This is a genomic window from Paraburkholderia sp. FT54 (genome assembly GCF_031585635.1).
In the GTDB taxonomy this organism is placed as follows: Bacteria; Pseudomonadota; Gammaproteobacteria; order Burkholderiales; family Burkholderiaceae; genus Paraburkholderia.
On the sequence record NZ_CP134197.1, the window covers coordinates 229,145 to 245,578 of the forward strand.

At 59.6% G+C, this 16,434-nt stretch carries 19 protein-coding genes and 3 pseudogenes; 8 read left to right on the plus strand and 14 right to left on the minus strand.

Annotation, left to right across the window (positions count from 1 at the left end):
- Positions 1 to 130: 130 nt before the first annotated feature.
- On the plus strand, positions 131 to 982 hold the full coding sequence (locus RI103_RS33820; protein ID WP_310819160.1) for a class I SAM-dependent methyltransferase: 852 nt from the start codon (positions 131 to 133) through the stop codon (positions 980 to 982).
- Here the strand turns inward: RI103_RS33820 and RI103_RS33825 are convergent.
- The 4 genes from RI103_RS33825 to RI103_RS33840 all read right to left on the minus strand — a co-directional run bounded on the left by RI103_RS33825 (position 900) and on the right by RI103_RS33840 (position 3,347).
- Positions 900 to 2,141 carry a porin gene (locus tag RI103_RS33825; protein ID WP_310819161.1) on the minus strand — a complete coding sequence of 414 codons (1,242 nt, stop codon included), beginning with the start codon at positions 2,139 to 2,141 and terminating at the stop codon, positions 900 to 902. The genes RI103_RS33820 and RI103_RS33825 overlap by 83 nt on opposite strands.
- 9 nt (positions 2,142 to 2,150) lie before the next feature.
- Positions 2,151 to 2,354 (minus strand): hypothetical protein, encoded by a 204-nt coding sequence (locus RI103_RS33830; protein ID WP_310819162.1) that lies wholly within the window; start codon positions 2,352 to 2,354, stop codon positions 2,151 to 2,153.
- A gap of 186 nt (positions 2,355 to 2,540) precedes the next feature.
- Complete coding sequence (locus RI103_RS33835; protein WP_310819363.1) at positions 2,541 to 2,873, minus strand: DUF4148 domain-containing protein; 333 nt, start codon at positions 2,871 to 2,873, stop codon at positions 2,541 to 2,543.
- 159 nt (positions 2,874 to 3,032) lie between these two features.
- Positions 3,033 to 3,347 carry a DUF4148 domain-containing protein gene (locus tag RI103_RS33840; RefSeq protein WP_310819163.1) on the minus strand — a complete coding sequence of 105 codons (315 nt, stop codon included), beginning with the start codon at positions 3,345 to 3,347 and terminating at the stop codon, positions 3,033 to 3,035.
- 170 nt (positions 3,348 to 3,517) lie between these two features.
- Here RI103_RS33840 and RI103_RS39780 point away from each other — a divergent pair.
- The 6 genes and pseudogenes from RI103_RS39780 to RI103_RS33875 form a co-directional block, all read left to right on the plus strand.
- Positions 3,518 to 3,805 (plus strand): annotated as a pseudogene (locus RI103_RS39780) (DUF2848 family protein); the annotation flags it as partial.
- A 32-nt stretch (positions 3,806 to 3,837) separates the two neighbouring features.
- Positions 3,838 to 4,944: a YceI family protein gene (locus tag RI103_RS39785; RefSeq protein WP_409077055.1), complete on the plus strand. Its 1,107-nt coding sequence runs from the start codon at positions 3,838 to 3,840 to the stop codon at positions 4,942 to 4,944.
- Entirely contained in the window at positions 4,937 to 5,272 is a 336-nt protein-coding gene (locus RI103_RS33860; protein ID WP_310819164.1) for a DUF4148 domain-containing protein, read from the plus strand. The genes RI103_RS39785 and RI103_RS33860 overlap by 8 nt, the downstream gene beginning before the upstream one ends.
- 99 nt (positions 5,273 to 5,371) lie before the next feature.
- A complete protein-coding gene (locus RI103_RS33865; RefSeq protein ID WP_310819165.1) occupies positions 5,372 to 6,142 on the plus strand; it encodes a DUF4118 domain-containing protein in 771 nt (256 codons plus the stop codon).
- Position 6,143: 1 nt separating this feature from the next.
- Complete coding sequence (locus RI103_RS33870; RefSeq protein WP_310819166.1) at positions 6,144 to 7,103, plus strand: alpha/beta fold hydrolase; 960 nt, start codon at positions 6,144 to 6,146, stop codon at positions 7,101 to 7,103.
- Positions 7,100 to 7,906: a MipA/OmpV family protein gene (locus RI103_RS33875; RefSeq protein ID WP_310819167.1), complete on the plus strand. Its 807-nt coding sequence runs from the start codon at positions 7,100 to 7,102 to the stop codon at positions 7,904 to 7,906. The genes RI103_RS33870 and RI103_RS33875 overlap by 4 nt, the downstream gene beginning before the upstream one ends.
- 267 nt (positions 7,907 to 8,173) lie before the next feature.
- On the opposite strand, the gene RI103_RS33880 is transcribed toward RI103_RS33875, so the two are convergent.
- The 8 genes and pseudogenes from RI103_RS33880 to RI103_RS33915 form a co-directional block, all read right to left on the minus strand.
- Positions 8,174 to 8,347: a hypothetical protein gene (locus RI103_RS33880; RefSeq protein ID WP_310819168.1), complete on the minus strand. Its 174-nt coding sequence runs from the start codon at positions 8,345 to 8,347 to the stop codon at positions 8,174 to 8,176.
- Positions 8,344 to 8,703, minus strand: a complete 360-nt coding sequence (locus RI103_RS33885; protein WP_310817191.1) for a nitrile hydratase accessory protein — start codon at positions 8,701 to 8,703, stop codon at positions 8,344 to 8,346. Before RI103_RS33885 ends, RI103_RS33880 begins: the two co-directional genes overlap by 4 nt.
- A gap of 2 nt (positions 8,704 to 8,705) precedes the next feature.
- On the minus strand, positions 8,706 to 9,344 hold the full coding sequence (gene nthA, locus RI103_RS33890) for a nitrile hydratase subunit alpha (protein ID WP_310817193.1): 639 nt from the start codon (positions 9,342 to 9,344) through the stop codon (positions 8,706 to 8,708).
- Between the two features lie 27 nt (positions 9,345 to 9,371).
- Positions 9,372 to 10,115 (minus strand): nitrile hydratase subunit beta, encoded by a 744-nt coding sequence (gene nthB, locus RI103_RS33895; protein ID WP_310819169.1) that lies wholly within the window; start codon positions 10,113 to 10,115, stop codon positions 9,372 to 9,374.
- A 124-nt stretch (positions 10,116 to 10,239) separates the two neighbouring features.
- Positions 10,240 to 11,235 carry a GTP-binding protein gene (locus RI103_RS33900; protein ID WP_310817195.1) on the minus strand — a complete coding sequence of 332 codons (996 nt, stop codon included), beginning with the start codon at positions 11,233 to 11,235 and terminating at the stop codon, positions 10,240 to 10,242.
- Positions 11,236 to 11,308: 73 nt separating this feature from the next.
- A pseudogene (locus RI103_RS33905) lies at positions 11,309 to 11,987 on the minus strand (CbtA family protein).
- Positions 11,893 to 12,102, minus strand: coding sequence for a CbtB domain-containing protein (locus RI103_RS33910; RefSeq protein ID WP_310819170.1), 210 nt, complete (start codon positions 12,100 to 12,102; stop codon positions 11,893 to 11,895). The pseudogene RI103_RS33905 and the gene RI103_RS33910 overlap by 95 nt, the downstream one beginning before the upstream one ends.
- Before the next feature lie 201 nt (positions 12,103 to 12,303).
- A complete protein-coding gene (locus tag RI103_RS33915) occupies positions 12,304 to 13,398 on the minus strand; it encodes a DJ-1/PfpI family protein (RefSeq protein ID WP_310819171.1) in 1,095 nt (364 codons plus the stop codon).
- 1,094 nt (positions 13,399 to 14,492) lie between these two features.
- Between RI103_RS33915 and RI103_RS33920 the strand changes: the two genes are divergently transcribed.
- The gene (locus RI103_RS33920) at positions 14,493 to 14,873 is read left to right on the plus strand and encodes a response regulator (RefSeq protein ID WP_310819172.1); all 381 of its coding nucleotides are present in this window, start codon (positions 14,493 to 14,495) and stop codon (positions 14,871 to 14,873) included.
- A 49-nt stretch (positions 14,874 to 14,922) separates the two neighbouring features.
- On the opposite strand, the gene RI103_RS33925 is transcribed toward RI103_RS33920, so the two are convergent.
- A complete protein-coding gene (locus RI103_RS33925) occupies positions 14,923 to 15,603 on the minus strand; it encodes a response regulator transcription factor (protein WP_310819173.1) in 681 nt (226 codons plus the stop codon).
- Between the two features lie 159 nt (positions 15,604 to 15,762).
- A pseudogene (locus tag RI103_RS33930) lies at positions 15,763 to 16,262 on the minus strand (IS6 family transposase); the annotation flags it as partial.
- Positions 16,263 to 16,434: the final 172 nt, after the last annotated feature.

Here is a 16,434-nt window from a genome sequence, read left to right on the forward strand (position 1 = left end):
GAATTCGGCGCGGTCGCCTCAGCGCCGCTTATCGCATTGGGCGACCATCTTTGTCTTTACAAGGCGATGTCCGAACAAGGATAGATGACATCGACCGAAGTTGCCGAGCGCGCTGGCCTCACGGAATTACGTGCGTGAATGGCTGGCCGCGCAGGCAGCGTCCGGCTTCATTCGTTTCGATGCGGCCGCCGGTAAATATCAGTTTGAAAACGAAATGGCAATGTGTTTTGTCGTCGAGACGAGTCCGGCGTTCATCCCAGGTTTCCGCGATTGCGCTGAAGCCATGTTCCGTGATCTTCCCAAACTGGAAGCGGCGTTCCGTATGGGCCTCGGCGTGGGCTGGCACCAGCATTATCCCTCGCTGTTCAAGGGCACGGAGCGGTTCTTCAGACCCGGCTACACTGTGAATCTCGTAAGCGAATGGATTCCCGCCCTTGATGGCGTGGAAGCAAAACGGAAGGCAGGTGGACAGGTGGCGGTCGTGGGATGTGGTCACGGTGCGTCGACGATACTCATGGCGCAGGCTTATCCGAAGGCGACGTTCGTCGGTTTTGACTACGATGAATCGTCGATCCAGCGAGCGCGCGAAGCGGCGCATGAGGCGCAGGTTTCGGATCGCGTTCGGTTCGAGGTCGCGACGGCCAAGGAATATCCGGGCACTGGCTATAATTTCGTTGCGTTCTTCGACTGTCTTCATGACATGCGCGACCCGAATGGCGCGGCGGCGCACGTGATCAAATCTCTGAAGCCGGACAGTACGTGGTTGATCGTTGAGCCGTTCGCGAACGACAAACTCGAAGATAACCGTCACGGCATGCGGGCAGACGCTCAACCGAGTCTCAAAAGACACCTATTGGCGCCTTTCGAGCGGTCAAAGTTCTTGAGGTCTGGCTCAAGCGTTAGAACCGATGGCGCATGCCAACTGCCGCGACCACCTGCGTCGGACCCGACGCCTGCGTCATGTTGTAGATGCCAGCGTTAAATGCCTGTATGCCATTGCCACCGCTGACGCGTTGATAGACCCCCGACATGTAGATGTCGGTGCTACGCGAAAGCAGGTAATCGGCCTGAAGCGTAACTTGATTCCAATGCGGCGTGGCCCCTTTGGTCGCGGTCTGCGTGCCGCCCACAGCCCCAGAGGTCCCGCCCGAATACGAAGCCATGGTGTACGTGTAGGCCGCACCGAGCGAAAAATCGGGCCGCACGAAATAACGACCGTTGATCTCGAAGTTGTCGAACTTCAAGGAGTTGCCCGAGAGGGCGTAGGAGTTGCCGTACAGGCTGGCGCCGGTCCCGTTCCCGAGCTCGTCGGTAGCGGAATGGCTCCATACGACGCCGATCGACGACTTGTTGGGGAACGTGTACGCGGCACTGACGCCGATGATTTGCTGGTCGCCGCCCACCGACAGGTAGTTCCCATCAGTCGTGCTCGTCGCGCCTGCCGTGTTCATGGCTCCGTTGTTACGATTAATCTGGTCGTACGCAGCCGCAACAGAGAGCGGACCGTACGCATAGTGGGCGCCCAGACTGTACGCGTTGTCGTTACCGGCTTGCCCCGTTGCATTGGAGAACGCATACATCGCGCCGACCTTGATGCCAGCGAACGAGGCGCTGCTGAACTTGACCGAATTGTTCAGGCGCATGCTGTTGTCCATGTTGTCATTGTCGAACGGGTGGGCGGCAAGGTTGCCACCCCAGCCTGTCCCCGCCGCAGCCTGCGGCGCCACGTAGTCGACAATGAAATCGTATTGACGGCCCAGCGTAAGCGAACCGTACCGGTCGGAACTCACACCGACCCAAGCCTGGCGGCCGAACAAATCGGGGACATTTCCCGCCACGGAATTTTTGAGCGCGCCATTGTTGATCGTGAAGCCGTTTTCCAACTGGAACACGGCGTGCAGACCGTCGCCGAGATCCTCACTGCCTCTGATGCCCCAACGCGAGGTGCTCAGGAGTCCAGACATCATCTGAAATTGGCTGGCACCTTGGGCGGTACCGGTTTTGATACCCGTGCTCGTGTTCGCACTGCTCGTATAGCCCACGCCCGCGTCAATAAGGCCGTACAGCGTGACGCTGCTTTGTGCATGGGCGGTCCCCGTGAACAGCACGAGGGTCGCAATGGTCAGATTCTTCAACTTCATAAAACCTTTTCAATTAACAATTGTCAACAATTCGAGACGGGCGGCCGACGCATTTCCTGTCGGAGCCAGGCGCACCGCAATGACGAACATTGCAGCCGACAACAGTGACGCGAGCAGCACCGTCCACTCAACCGGGAGATAGTCGCCGTCGATTGCCCAGATCGTTGCGGCAGAAATTGGCGAGTCGCCCCTGTGATAGATCGTGACGCTCATCCCCGCGGTCTTTGATGCTGTTTTTCACTTCGTGCCAGTGCTGCGACCGCTTGACGACGCCGGCGGCCAGAAGCATTGCCGCGAGCCGGAGCTTGTTCGTCTGCTCACGCGTGGAGGATCTGTGCACGCGTGAGCAGACGGTGCCTTGCGACCGGTCTTGCTGCCGGCCATTCGTCAACCTGACGTTTAGCCGCCGGAGTAAATCGAATTCATGCCGTCATTGGCTCCAGCGCGGACTGCTGCGGGGGCGCCGGAGGCCGACGAACCGCTGACCGCGCCACCGTAGCTGCTCGCCACACCGTTTTGTGCCGCCACCCGGGCTTCGGCAGCCTGGATGCCAGCCGGGTAATTCGGGTTGTTCCCCATACCCATGGCGGGACGCCAGCCGGCTTTTTCGAGCTGGACGAGCTCATCGCGCACTTGCGCACGCGTCACCGGCCCGTTCGATTGTTGAGCGAACGATACGGCAGGCGCGGCCAGAGCCGACGCGAGCGCCACGGCTGAAACGAGTGATTTGATGTTCATGGTGAAACCTCCGGTATTAGTTGTCGGGAGCGAAACCGCTTATTGCGTTTCGAAGCGCGGTCGCGGTGTGGCTGAGCCGGGGCGCTGCCCGCTCAGACTGCGATGCTCGGGCGAAATACTTTTGGCAGCCTGCCCGCGCCCGAAACCAGCGCATTAATGGTGGCTGTAGACCGCGTTCCAGTTGGCCGTCGGCATGGCCCGGCGTCCTGCTTTCGACGAACCACTTACGACGCCACCTTGACCACTTGCCGAGCCGTTCTGCGCAGCTACCCTGGATTCGGCGGCCTGGATTTCAGCCGGATAGGTAGTGTGGTCGCCGTCGCCCACGTGATAGCCGGCCCTTTCGAGCTGGATGAGGTCGGCGCGCACCTGCGCACGGGTGACAGGCTCGTTCGATTGAGCGAACGATACGGCTGGCGCGGCCAGGGCCAGAGCGAAAGCGACGGCGGGAATGAGTGATCTAAGCATGGCGAAACCTCCGGTTGTTGGCCGCGAACGGCGATTGTTAGGTGTCGGCCACTGTGTTGCGGCGACAACGGCGGTAAGTATAAACACCTACTATCAATAATATATAAATGATAGTTGTTATCGATCAGATAGGCTGCTTCTAAAACCCATTAAGAGGTGGCCGGCTGGTCGTGACGCATGAAAGGGGGTCCGCACGAAATGTCTCGAACCGCACAATCTTCTTGCGCCAGGGCCGAATCGAAGAGGAGGGAGGCGCTGCCGAAATCCTCGACAGACCGACGAGCCCGCGCGCCTTCAACAGTGCTTGGCCGGCTCGCTTAAGTGAGAGGCATTCTCGATTTCTCGGCACTAATCGACGTACCCGGTGGGGGAATTCCGGTGACCTCGAATTCGTTCTTTTCCGGCACGACGGCGAGCTGTATGTCTCCGTCGGCTCTGACCATACCGAGAACCACGTCGAGGCTTACGGCGTAACGGTCGCGAAGCAAATGTGCGACAAGCCGTTGGCAACCAAGGCGCGATCGCCTTCATGCCAGCCCGGGGCTTTACTCGATGCTGTTCGCCTGTACCGGCGGGGCATCTTCACTGGTTCGACGTTGAGCGGCCGTTAGTTCACCGCGGCGTTTCGTTGCGCGGCCAGCTCTGCCTGGCGGTGAACGCGGTGGCAGCAACCGTAAGCCTGCTCGCTTTGTCTGTTTCCGGCCTGGTCTCGCTTTTTACGATCATGCCCCTGCTGGCACTCTCTACGGCGGGCTTTGGCTTGGCCGCGCCGTGCGCAGCTCACGGCGCACTCGAGCCGCTTCCCGAACTGGCCGGTATCACTGGCGGCTTACTGACATCGATTCCGATGCTTGCAGGTGCGCTCGCAAGTCTCGTTGCTGTTCGAATAGGCAGCGACGGCATCCAGCTCCACAGATATCGGAAATTTCAAATGCGAAGATCCATCGGCTATGCCGCAGGTGTCGTGTTGATGTTCGGGCTATCGTCGGCTCACGCCGCATGGCGCGTCGACAATAGCGAATCGATGTTCAATTTTGTTACCGCAAAAGCTCCCGCACAGGGCGTTGCAGCGATCGTAGAGGCACAGAGGTTCAAGCAGATCGACGGCACGGTCCGCGATGACGGAAAGCTGGAGTTCGACGTCGATCTCGGGAGCGTGGAGACTAGTAATCCGCTACGCAATGAGCGGGTGAAAGAGATTCTGTTCAAGGTCGCCGGCAATCCGAATGCGGTCTTCGCCGGGACGGTTGATGCACGCCGCTTCGGGGCGATGCGCGTGGGAGCATCCGCAGATGTCGACGTGAACGGGCAGTTGACCATCAATGGTCAGAGCAACCCGCTGACCGCGACGCTGCGTATCGTCAAGCTCGAGTCCGGGGCACTGCAGGTCTTGACGAGTGTGCCCATTGTCGGGCCACGAACGGTCGCGCGGCAGCCAACCTCAATTGTGAGAGCAGCCTATGAGGTCGATAAAAACTATTATCGTGTAATACTCAATAGTGCGGGTTTACACTCATTCGCACTGTCGTCGCAGCTTATTGTCCGGCAATCAACAATCGCCCTTCGCGGCCAACAACTGAAGGTTTCACGTGCTTAGATCACTTATTCCCGCCGTCGTGCTCGCTTCGGGCCTGGCCGTGCCGGCCGTATCGTTCGCTCAACAATCGAACGGGCCGGTGACGCGTGCGCAAGTGCGCGCCGAACTCGTCCAGCTCGAAAAAGCCGGCTGGCGCCCCGCCATGGGTATGGGGAACAACCCGGATTACCCGGCTGGCATCCAGGCTGCCGAAGCCAAGGTGGCTGCGCAAAATGAAGTGACAGGTAGCTATGGTGGCGTAGCCGGTGGTGTGGCGGCATCCGGTGCGCCCACAGCGACCCGCTCTGAAACCACTGGCAACACGAAGTCGATTTACTTCGGTCATTGAACCGTCAGGTTAGCGGGTGTAAGTCGCCCGGCACCACAGGCTTTGCCGAGCATCTGTATGACCGCACGCACGACCAGGCGTCAAAGCAAATGACAAATTATGAAAGTTCGTAATGCGAGCCGGTGGGCACCCCGGGGCCTTCGCGGCTGGTACTTCGCAGCGCTCGCGCTCATCGTCGCGAGCGGGGGCCGGCTGCTGCTGAGTTCGCTGCTCGGGCCCATTCTGCCCGGAACGGCCTACATCATTGCTGCAGCGCTGATCGGATGTTTTTTTGGAATGGCGCCGGCGCTCGCCGTCATGGGGTTTGGCCTCGTGATCGCCGACTACCTGTTCGTACCGCCTTATCAGCAAATTGGCGTTCTGGACCAGTCTGACATCGGCTTGATCGTCTCGCTTCCGCTCGTCAGCATTTTAGTGATCTGCCTGATCGAGAGACTGCGCCGCGCGCAGTTCCGTACCGAACTCATCGGCCTCGTGGCTCAATCCCGCTATGAAATGCTTTTGCGTGCGGATAACGAGCGGTTGTTGGCCGGTCGCGCGGTAGACGAGACGCATCGGCTGCTTCGGCATCTTCCTCATTACCACGACGACATTATTCTGATCCAGGCACTCGATCGCCGGGTGGCGCTCAACGGCCGCGGCGGAGCCGGTGTTGAGAGGTCAGAGAGGATTGCAGCGCGCACCGCGCCGGGGCTGCGCTACGCGCATGTTCATTCCGATGACATCGAGCTCCTGTTGCCGACGCTCACGCCCGGCAACCATCGCGCGCGCGTGGACATGGGTGCCGGAAAGTTCAGGCCAATGGACTGCATCTGCGAACGCTTTACGACGCACGCAGGTGACTTTCTGGTCTTACGGCTTGGGGGTTAATTTGTCAGATATCAAGTCGTTGTTCAACGAAGGCGGAGATCACGCGGTCCTCCTGATCCATGGCCTCTCCAGCTCGCCGCTCGAGATGCGGTTCCTCGCCCGGGCTCTTGAGCGCAACGGCTTCGCGATCTGCGCGCCCACGTTTGACGGCTATAGCGCGGGATCACCTGAGCGCAAGATGGAAGCATGGCTCAGGGCAGTCATTCGAGAATTCGACGAACTGTCCAGACGGTATGCCCATGTTTCCGTCTGCGGTCTTTCCATCGGGGCAACATTGGCGCTGGCGCTTGTCAGGCATCGCCCGGCGGCTCAAGCTGTTGTTCTCCTGTCTGTCACGCTCGCCTATGACGGCTGGGCAATACCGTGGTATCAATTCCTGCTGGGGCTGGTTTACTACACGCCCATGCGCGGAAGGTGGCGATATCGCGAGGGATCGCCATTCGGACTCAGGAACGAGGCGCTGCGAGCAAAAATTGCTCGGGCAATGCAGAAGGATGCGTTCAGCGAGGTTGGCCCTTCCACCATTTCCGTGCCGGCGCTCCACGAAGCTTCGCGACTCGCCAGGAGCGTGCGCGGCTTCGTTCGCGATATCAAGAACGACTGCCTGATCATCCACGCCATCGACGATGAAACTGCGAACGCCAGCAACGCGAGATTTGTCAGCTCGCACATTGGCTCCGCGTTCCTGCGTTCGATTTATCTGGACGATTCGTACCACATGATTACGTCCGACAACGAACGCGAAATCGTCGCGCGGGAAGTAGGCTTGTTTCTGCGGGAAAGTGAAATGGCCCGAAGCGGTGGAGGTGGAGAAACCGCGCCGGTCGTCTCTCGGCCGCTCGCGAGGCGTTTGCGGCAAATCGCAAAAGTGGGGGGCAAAGCGGTGCTTGATTCGAGGCCTGATACTTCGTATGCGGGCGTGGGCGCCACGGCTCTCGCAACGACGGGAAGGGCGGAGTGAAGGTAAGCTATGCGCTGCAGTGCTTGCCGATTGCGTTCGGGTGCCTTTGGTTCACGCACGCGCTCGCCGACGACCAGGATGCGAGCGTGAATCCTGCCGGGGCCGATGAATGGAAGGTATCGGTAGGTCCGGGCCTGATGCTTTCTCCCAGATATCCAGGCGCGCGCGAATTGCGACTCCTGCCGATTCCATCGCTCGATATCTCCTACGAGGACCGGATTTACTCGCAGGGTCTCGATCTGATCGGCGTGAATGTGCTTAAAGGCAAAGATGACGCCTACCATGTGGGCGCCGCGCTCAGTCTGGATTTTCAATCCCGCAGCGAATCCGACGATCCGCACTTGCGTGGGTTAGGCGACGTGGACGAGGGTCCGAAACTCAAGCTTTTTGCCGACTATTCGGTGGCGTTCCTGATGGGTTCAGTCGCGGCCTACCAGGACATTGCGAGAACGGGCCAGGGACTTCTGGTCAGTGCTGATCTGCTGGCTAATCTGCCGCTGACCTCAAGGTTCCTGGTGTCATTCGGGCCGGGCACGACATGGGCAAACGCAGAATATACGCGGTCGCTATTCGGCGTGAGCGCCACACAAAGCGCTGCGTCGGGCCTGCCAACCTTCAACACGAGTGCAGGACTCCGCGACATTCACCTGAACACTTACGCGAGCTATGACATAACGAAGAAATGGGTCGGCTCGTTGGCTGTAACCCTCGGCTGGCTGCAGCACGATGCGGCACGCAGTCCCATCACAGAGCGCCGGGATGAACTGAACGTTGTGGCCGCAATCAACTACCGCTTCAGATAGTTGGTGCTGTCCGCGCAAGGCTGCCTATCGACATCAATAGGCAGCAGGCAAGCGAGTCAATCACCGTGGCGGGAATCGCTTGCGTTCGCTGCTGTCTAGAGTCGCCACAACCTCGGGAATGACTGGAGCGAGTCGGCGGACGGGTTCGGCTACCTTTACCGCTCGTCCGTTCCGAGTCGAATCGAGCCGACGGGCAACCGGCAAAGTCGGCCAGCTCGGGCCGTTCGTCACCCGCAGCTCCAAACGGCTGGGGCGCCGCTTTCGCTATCAAGAAAAGACATTCATTGCGAAGGCGGACGACACTTGGTTCACGCAGTCGATGACCGAGTCGATCATGAGACAAATGAGCACCTTGATCAGGAGCAACACACTGCCGATGTCAAAAGCCTTCGTACTCAAAGGATAAGATCCGGCGAACTGGGCGGGGATGGGACCGATCATGGCGGCCTTTCCCGGGGAGGCGGTGGGGTCAGGGCCGACGCCAGGCTTGCGATTTCGACCGGCGACAGCACGCCAGCCTCAAGCATGGTCTGCTCAAGCGCAACCAGGAAGCGCTGGTAGTAATTCCACTGGGGCTGGCCGGGGCACTGTCCGGCTTCCCACTGCGCGATCGAGCGGATGAGGTTCTGGCGGAAATCCTCCCACTCGAAATAGCCGGCCTTGGAAAGCGACAACGCCAGGCCGAAGACCTTGCGTTCCCATGGATGACCGAAGCGCAGCTTGCCTTGTGAGCGTGGCGGCGAATCGGGCTGGCCGAGCATGCTGGATGCCGCGTATTCCTCAAAGCGCGTGAACATGGCTACACCGTAGCAGACGCGCCGGCCGGGGGAGCGACGAGCGCCACGCCCATCATGGATTCGGGGGTGACGAGTTCCGCCAGTTCGGCTTCGCTCATGCCACCGGTGCCGGCCGGCCGCTCCGGCACGACGAACCAGCGGATCTGCGCGCTGCTGTCCCATACCTTGACCTGAACGTCATCCCTGATTGGCACGCCGAACTCCTTGAGCACCGCGCGCGGCTCGCGCACGCCGCGGGCCCGAAACACCGGGTCCTTGTACCAGTACGGCGGCAGGCCGAGCACCGGCCACGGATAGCACGAGCACAGCGTGCAGATGATCAGGTTGTGCACGCCGTTGCCGTTGGCGACCGCGGCCATGTGCTCGCCTTCCGCTCCGGTCATGCCGGCCGGGAAATTCATTTCTGCGATCGCCTTTGGCGTGTCTTCGATCAACCGCTGCTTGAATGCGGGGTCCACCCACGCACGGGCGACCAGGCGCGCGCCGTTGAAGGGCCCGGCGACCGTCTCGAAGTGCTTCAGGACCGTGTCGACCGAATCGCTGCCGATGACGCCCTTCTCGATCAGCAACGCCTCGAGCGCGCGGACCTTGGCGGCACTCTCGGATTCGCGGTCGTCGTCGTATTCAAAGAGTTCGCTCATGCTTCGCTCCGTATCAATGAAGGCCAGTCAGTTCGAGGCTTCGAGATAGGCTTCGAACAGGTCGGCATAGATCGTCGTGTTAGGTTCGCTCTTTTGCTTGCCCCAGATATCCTCGGCGGCAAACGCCACGCGATAGACGGGCATCGGCGCGCCGATGCCGTCCGGGCCCGTGGAAACGAAATAGGAGTACGCGCCCGGGTATACGAGATCGACTGTGCCATGCTTGTTGCGCAAGTACCCCGGCAGGCGCGTGTGATCGACCGCGTCGGGATCGGCGACCGTCACACGGGCCCCCTGCGCGAAGCGTGGCGTCCCGCCGAGCGGGCGCAGTGGCGAATCGCCGTGCATCAGGTAATCGACGATTTGTGCCGAAATGGCCGGTTTGGCACTGGCAGGCAATGGCGCATCGGGGTTGGCGCGGTAGTAGTTGGTCTTGCTGACCAGTTCGTCCGCCGACACGTAGCCCTGATCGACAAAGAACTGCGCGATGCCCATCAGCCATTTCTCGTAGTAGCGGTACTTGAAGTACTCGAACGGATTCATGTCTTCCGCGCCGGCGCGCAGCGACGCCCAGGTCCACTTTTCCTTGAACGCGGTCGACAGCGTCTTAACCGGATAGTTCTGGAGCGCGTCCGACAGGTGGGTGCTTTCCGCCATCATCACGGTGTGAATGCCGAAGATGCGCTTTTCCCATTCCTCCGCAAAGACACGGGTGTCCAGGTTGACTGGCCCGAGATTCTCGAGGCCACCGAGGGTGTGTGCTAGTTTCATCGCGAGTTTCCTTGCGAACAGGGGCGTATCGGCGAGGGCGGGCTCGTCGATGCTGACGGGAGGGCTTCGATCACTATCACTGTGGGTTCCTTTCGAGAAAGAGACAGCAGTCGAACAGGACAACTCAGGCCGCGAGGCATTCAGCGAACGATTTGCGCAGACGATGCGGGTCGATACCACGGCCGATAAAGACCAGGCAGTTGCGGCGCGCCTCGTCGCGCCGCCAGGCACGGCCGGGACGAGCCTCCAGCAACATGTGCACGCTGTGGAACAGGAACTGGCGCGGCTCGTCGACAAAGTTCAGCACCCCCTTCATGCGCATCAGCCGCGTGCCCTCCTCCTGGACGAGCAGGTTGACCCAGCGGTTGAAGCGCGTCGGGTCGAGCCGCCTGTCCTCGACAATCGAGTACGACTGGATCGAACTGTCGTGCTCGTGGTCGTGCTCGGCGTCTTCGTCGAGCAGGTCCGGTTCGATGGCCAGCACGGCAGGCAGGGAGAAGCGCTTCACGCCGAGCAAGTCGTCAGCCGGCACGGATGAGCGCGTCGACGCAAAGAGCGTGGCGGTTGGGTTCAGCGATTTCACCTCGGCCTCGATCGCGGCGCGCTCGCCGTCATCGACGAGATCGAGCTTGTTGACGATCACGACGTCGGCGAAGGCCACCTGCTCGCGAGCGATCTCGTCCTGGATCTGCTGGGGAAAATGCCGGGCGTCGACGAGGGTGACGACGGACTCGAGCTCCACGAGCTCACGCACGTCGGGATCGGCGAGGAAGGTCTGGAGGACGGGTGCCGGATCGGCAAGGCCCGAGGTCTCGACGATCAGCCTGTCGACCGGCGTGCCGCTGACGCGGCTGCGCGCCAGCAGTTCCTTGATGCCGGCGACGAGGTCGACGCGCACCGTGCAGCAAATGCAGCCGTTGTTGATCTCGACCAGCGCCTGCTCGTCGGCCACGATCAACTGGCCGTCGATGCCGACCTCTCCGAATTCGTTGACGACGATGCCAATGCGCTCGATCGCGCGCTGTTCGATCAGGTGATTGACCAGCGTGGTCTTGCCGGCACCCAGGAACCCCGAGATGACGGTGACCGGAACTTTGGCATAGCGGGTGGTGTGAATCATCTACACCCCTCATGTTTCAGATGACGACAAAGTGAAAGGAGGAAGTACGCCGGTGAACGCATGTCGGCACCCTTCAAGCGCGGGCGTCACCCAGTTCGCTGCGCTCGACCCACACACCGAACAACAGGCCGATCGTCGTCCACATGATCACCTGCATGCCAATGGCCGCGACGCGAAACTTCCAGGCCACGACTGCAGGAAATATCGCAGACACTTCGCTGATTGCCGGCAGGCGAGCTGCACCGCCGTGATGATTGCGATGAACACGAGTCCAGCGAGGATCGATGCATTCCATTGCCCCACCTTGACTGCTAGCTGACGGCGCACGTCGAGCGAAAAGATATCGTCGCGACCGAAATCGCGATCATCAGGAAAAACAGGGAGGTGCGATAGCCGATTGTTTCCGGATTGCCGACCGATGGAGGATTTGCCGGATATTTGACGTTCGGCACGATGACGAGCGCGACGAATGCCGCCAACGCGAGCCACGCGGACAGTGGTCGCGCCGAGATCCGCCCGAAGCGGCCGTACGCGTATGCGAAGGTCACCGCAAACAATCCACCGAACGCGGCGCCGTAGGTCACGACGCCCGTCAGAAGTCCTATGCCCGCCAGCATCCCGCGCAAGAGCAGCTTTCCAATCATCCGGGCCTCCGCGTCAGTGACAGGGGAAGCCCAGCAGATGCCGGCCGTCATGCACGAACTCATGTACGTACATACCGGGTACGATCGAGGTCGCGCCCTCTTCCGCACCGACGAAATAGATTGCAAGCAGCAGAATCAGGCCAGCGAACACGACCCAGGGCAGCAGTTCACGGACGGGGATGGGGGCTGGCGTGACGAACGGTTTCAGGATTGCTTCGCTCATGTTGAAACCTCTCGGGGGTACCGCGTCCCGTAGACAGCAGAAGGGGCACGAAGGCAGGCCAAGTTCAGGAAGTGAGGATGCAGCATTTCTCAAACTGCGTTGCTGACTCGTCTGCTGGAACATCTTCAGACGTACGGAGCGGTCCTTTCGTAGGAGTCTAGTGATTGATGCCGCAAGGGGGAAGGTGTTTTCGGTGATCCGCTACTCTGTCGGTGACACATCTGAGCGTGACAGCCAGCTGCATACAGCTCCCGACCAAGGTACGTTTCGCTTTTGATAGTGAAGGCGATACTGCGTAGGCGAGACGCCCAGGTATCTCTGGAAGACGCATCGCATGCGATCGGCATTCCCGAATCCACACGCATAAGCGATCGTTTTCAAAGGAATTGTGCTCCCCTGCAGCATTATGCGCGCAGCGTCCATACGGGCCTTCACGACATATTCGGCAGGCGAAGTTTTCGCGTCATGGACGAACGTGCGAGCGAATGTACGAATGCTCATGTTCGCTAGGCGTGCGAGAACTTTGACCGACAGGTCATCGGCTAGATTCGACAGGACGTATTGCTGGACTTGTGCAATCCGCGAACAGCCTTCCACACAGGGCGTTAAAGGGGGACTTGACGGGGATTCCCCACCCGCGCGCTGCATGGATGCGTAGAGCCGCTCGGCAACTTTCGACGAGACTTCACTGCCTTTGTCCAGTTTCAGCAGGTGAAGGGAGAGATCGACTGCGGCCGTTACGCCGGCCGACGTATAGATGTTGCCGTCCTCAACAAAAGGCCGGTCGACTTCAACACGGGCGGTCGGGCACAACGCCGCGAGCTCGTCTGCATAGTTAGCGCGAGTGGTGACCATTCGGTGATCCAGGAGGCCGGCGCGTGCCAGAATGAATACGCCACTGCAGATCGAGCCGAAGCATCGCGCCTGCCGACTTGCGCGTTCAAGCCAAGCATAGCTCTCGTCGGTGAACTTCCGACGAACCAGTCCGGGGCCGCCGGCCACCAGTAACAGATCGTATGCATCATCCGTGTTACTGAAATGTCTGTCGGCGAAGATGGCCATTCCGTTTGAACATCGAAACGGTCCATGCTCCAGCCCCACGACTTCCACTCGATAGCGCGAGTCCGCCAACAGGAAGCGGTTGGCTTCCGCGAAGACATCGAGCGGCCCACTAATGTCCCGCGATTGGACACCGGGAAAAGCGACTAAAGCGATGCTTCTCATGCGGCTGCTCATATCCCTGAACGGCCGCTGGTGTGACGGCGTGGATGGTCTGGTAGCGGTGGGGGTGTTCATGGAAAATCCTTTCCTGGCGCGCGAGCGCGAATGCCGTAAGTCATGCTTGATCGTAGAAACGCCGTCTCGCATGCTTCCGATATCGATTCGATATAGATTTCATCCGATGAATTGCTTCATTGAAGCGCTTGTTGCGCGGGCCAGCGGCTATCGGGTGGGCAGTGTGCGGGGACGGAGCGGGCACGTCAGGGCAGGCCTGGCGGATTTCGCATCGGGTCTGGCGGGAAGCAAACTGATGGATGGTTGCGAGCATCGACTCCCACGGGTCGATCACCCCAGGCGCTGAAGTGAGTCGGGCCGTACGATGAGGTGATGGGTGGTCGGCTGTTGGCAGTTCGGGATCAATAGCCGTATGACAAGTACTACTACAGGTAGTTACATCAGAGATCGAATTGCGTTCGGCGTTCAACATCGTGTCCCTCTCTTTAGCGAGGAGTGAAGCAGCAATCGAACTAAGGATCGAGGTCAAGTAACCACTGACTTGCAGCTATTGAATGCAAATTGTGGGAAGGTGCGCCGGTACGGCGATAGATGTTGCTGCCAAGTCACGGCGCGAACGTGTATTCCGCATCAGCGTTACTGCCGATATATATCCAGTTGTGCAGATCGGCTGGCACGACGATTCCATGAAGCAGTTAATAAGGCGAACCGGTCCGACGGGTAGCCCGGAAGGCGAGGTTAACCGGGCGACGCAGTGAGCATGCCCTGTCATAACGCCGAGCATCGCCTCGATGAGAAAAGAGTAGGTTTTGCCGAAGGGCAAATCTATTCAACGTTGGGATAAGCTGACGCCGCGTTAGCGTAACTCGCTTATACGATGGTATAAGCGCGCAAGCAGGTTCACGGGCGGTGTCGACCTGCGCAAAACCGGGACCGCCGACGATTCGGACGGCACCGCAAGGCTTTCATTCAACGCCTGTCAGCCATGACCCATGAGTTATTACGAACCTGACACACTAGGCGACCGGCGCAGAGGTGGTTCGATTTACATATACATTCGTATCATGTTGCCTGGCACGGTTATAAGCTAATCTGCACATCAAAAGAGTGGCGCGACACCGATCTCACGCCCTCCCTTCAAACGAGAGGTGGAGGTGCGCATTTTGCCAATTACGCCTGTTGTTTCGATTGTCGATGATGACCAAGCCGTTCGTCTTGCGTTAGGCAGCCTGATCCGGTCGCTGGGTTGGCAAGTGCGCATGTATGAGTCGGCAGAGGATTTTCTTTCGTCAGGGGAGGCTGCTCATACCGCCTGCCTGATTTCCGATGTTCTGATGCCCGGGATGTCCGGCGTCGAGATGTATGAGCGCCTGCGTGCGCTTGGGCTTGCTCCGGCAACCATCTTTATCACCGCCTATCCGACCGCGTCGCTGCAGGCGCAAGTGGTGGCTGCTGGCGCGCTCGTGTTGTTGCCGAAACCTTACAAGGCCGCTATTTTGACTCACTGGCTCTCGGTCGCTCTTGGTAATCCTTAGCGAAGCACCCGCGCAATGCAGAAGTCTGAAGTGCCGGACACGATGGCGCTCAGTGATGGCCTCCACGGGGCGGCACACAAGGCTCGATACCCAGCGATTCAGCCTTGCGGACGAGGTCCGGCATTGAGCGCGCATTCATTTTTCGCATCACATGTCCACGGTGGACCTTGACCGTGATTTCGCTCAGGTTCATCTCGGCGGCGATCTGCTTGTTCAGCAGGCCGGACAAGACAAAACTCATCACCTCTTTCTCGCGCGGCGAAAGAGAATGGTACGAAGCACGCAGACCAGTTAGCGCGGCTTCTGCCGCAAGCCACTCGCTGTCTCGCGCCAGGGCTTGAGCAACTGCGTCGAGCATATCCTGGTCTTTGAAGGGTTTCGCCAGGAAATCGAGGGCGCCAGCCTTCATTGCCTTCACCCCCATCTCGATGTCTCCATGACCGGTCATGAATACTACGGGAATGTGCATGCCGCTATTAACGATTTCCTGGTGAAAAGCCATGCCGCTTTTCCCGCGGAGTCGCACGTCCAGGATGAGGCAGCTTGGCCCAACGGCAGGAGGACGTCGGAGAAACTCGTCCGGGGACTCGAACGTTTCGACGCGCAAGCCTACGGAGCGCATAAGCGCACCAAGGGAAAGCCGGATTCCCTTGTCATCATCGACGATGTAGACGATGGGGCCTTCGGTTCCTGCGGTTACAGCCGTTCGGTGGGTCGTTCCAGTAGCCATCCGGGCACCTCGCGAAGCTGGAACGCCGCCGCGTCCCGCGGGCATCAGACTATTCTACGCCCCCAAACGAAGCAGGAGATACCACTGCTTCGTCCCGTCCCACAGGGGCTGTGGTGCAAATTACGGGCGCAAGCAAAAAACGGCGCATTCACCATTACATCATCGTGCTGAAAGGACTGCCTTCCAAACAGCAGGCGCAGCGATATCTTTGAGGCGCAACCGTGCAAGGTTGAACTGACCTTTGCGAATGCGATGCATCAACTCGACGCCCGATAACGTAATGACCGCATCGCTAAAGCGTTTGAAGCCGAGCATTGCGCTGACCCTGGACTTGATGTTGCGATGATCCTGCTCGATCAATTGTTCAAATACTTCGACGATCGCAATGTCGTGTCCGTGGGCAGAAACTGGTCCGCCTTCATTTCCCGCACCGCGCGGTGAGACGCCGCGTAACCGTCCAGCGTGATGGTCTTCGGAGCGAGCCCTTGACTCCTGATCGCTTTCGCGAAGAAAGCCTTGGCCGCAGCGACATCGCGCCTGGCGCTGAGCCGGAAGTCGACCGTCTTTCCTGCGCGGTCGACTGCACGGTAAAGATAGACCCATTTGCCACGGACTTTCACATACGTCTGATCGACTCTCCATGAACGACCAGCAGATTTTGCAAACCGGTCCCAGGACGGCGCACGCCGTTTCCTACCCCTTTTCTTCGGCCAGTTTGCAACCTTCGACTTTTTCCCCAAGGTCTGCTGTTGGCCACTTCCCCGACGCTTCTGGCCAGCATGGTGACGACACTTCAGGTTTTTGGACATGACCTCGTAGTCTTTGAGTGCC

Bases quoted from the DNA above. Each gene is read 5' to 3' on its own strand.
- RI103_RS33825 (WP_310819161.1), bottom strand. From the start codon at position 2,141: ATGAAGTTGAAGAATCTGACCATTGCGACCCTCGTGCTGTTCACGGGG.
- RI103_RS33830 (WP_310819162.1), bottom strand. From the start codon at position 2,354: ATGAGCGTCACGATCTATCACAGGGGCGACTCGCCAATTTCTGCCGCA.
- RI103_RS33840 (WP_310819163.1), bottom strand. From the start codon at position 3,347: ATGCTTAGATCACTCATTCCCGCCGTCGCTTTCGCTCTGGCCCTGGCC.
- RI103_RS33865 (WP_310819165.1), top strand. From the start codon at position 5,372: ATGAAAGTTCGTAATGCGAGCCGGTGGGCACCCCGGGGCCTTCGCGGC.
- RI103_RS33880 (WP_310819168.1), bottom strand. From the start codon at position 8,347: ATGATCGGTCCCATCCCCGCCCAGTTCGCCGGATCTTATCCTTTGAGT.
- RI103_RS33885 (WP_310817191.1), bottom strand. From the start codon at position 8,703: ATGTTCACGCGCTTTGAGGAATACGCGGCATCCAGCATGCTCGGCCAG.
- nthA (WP_310817193.1), bottom strand. From the start codon at position 9,344: ATGAGCGAACTCTTTGAATACGACGACGACCGCGAATCCGAGAGTGCC.
- nthB (WP_310819169.1), bottom strand. From the start codon at position 10,115: ATGAAACTAGCACACACCCTCGGTGGCCTCGAGAATCTCGGGCCAGTC.
- RI103_RS33900 (WP_310817195.1), bottom strand. From the start codon at position 11,235: ATGATTCACACCACCCGCTATGCCAAAGTTCCGGTCACCGTCATCTCG.
- RI103_RS33910 (WP_310819170.1), bottom strand. From the start codon at position 12,102: ATGAGCGAAGCAATCCTGAAACCGTTCGTCACGCCAGCCCCCATCCCC.
- RI103_RS33915 (WP_310819171.1), bottom strand. From the start codon at position 13,398: ATGAACACCCCCACCGCTACCAGACCATCCACGCCGTCACACCAGCGG.
- RI103_RS33925 (WP_310819173.1), bottom strand. From the start codon at position 15,603: ATGGCTACTGGAACGACCCACCGAACGGCTGTAACCGCAGGAACCGAA.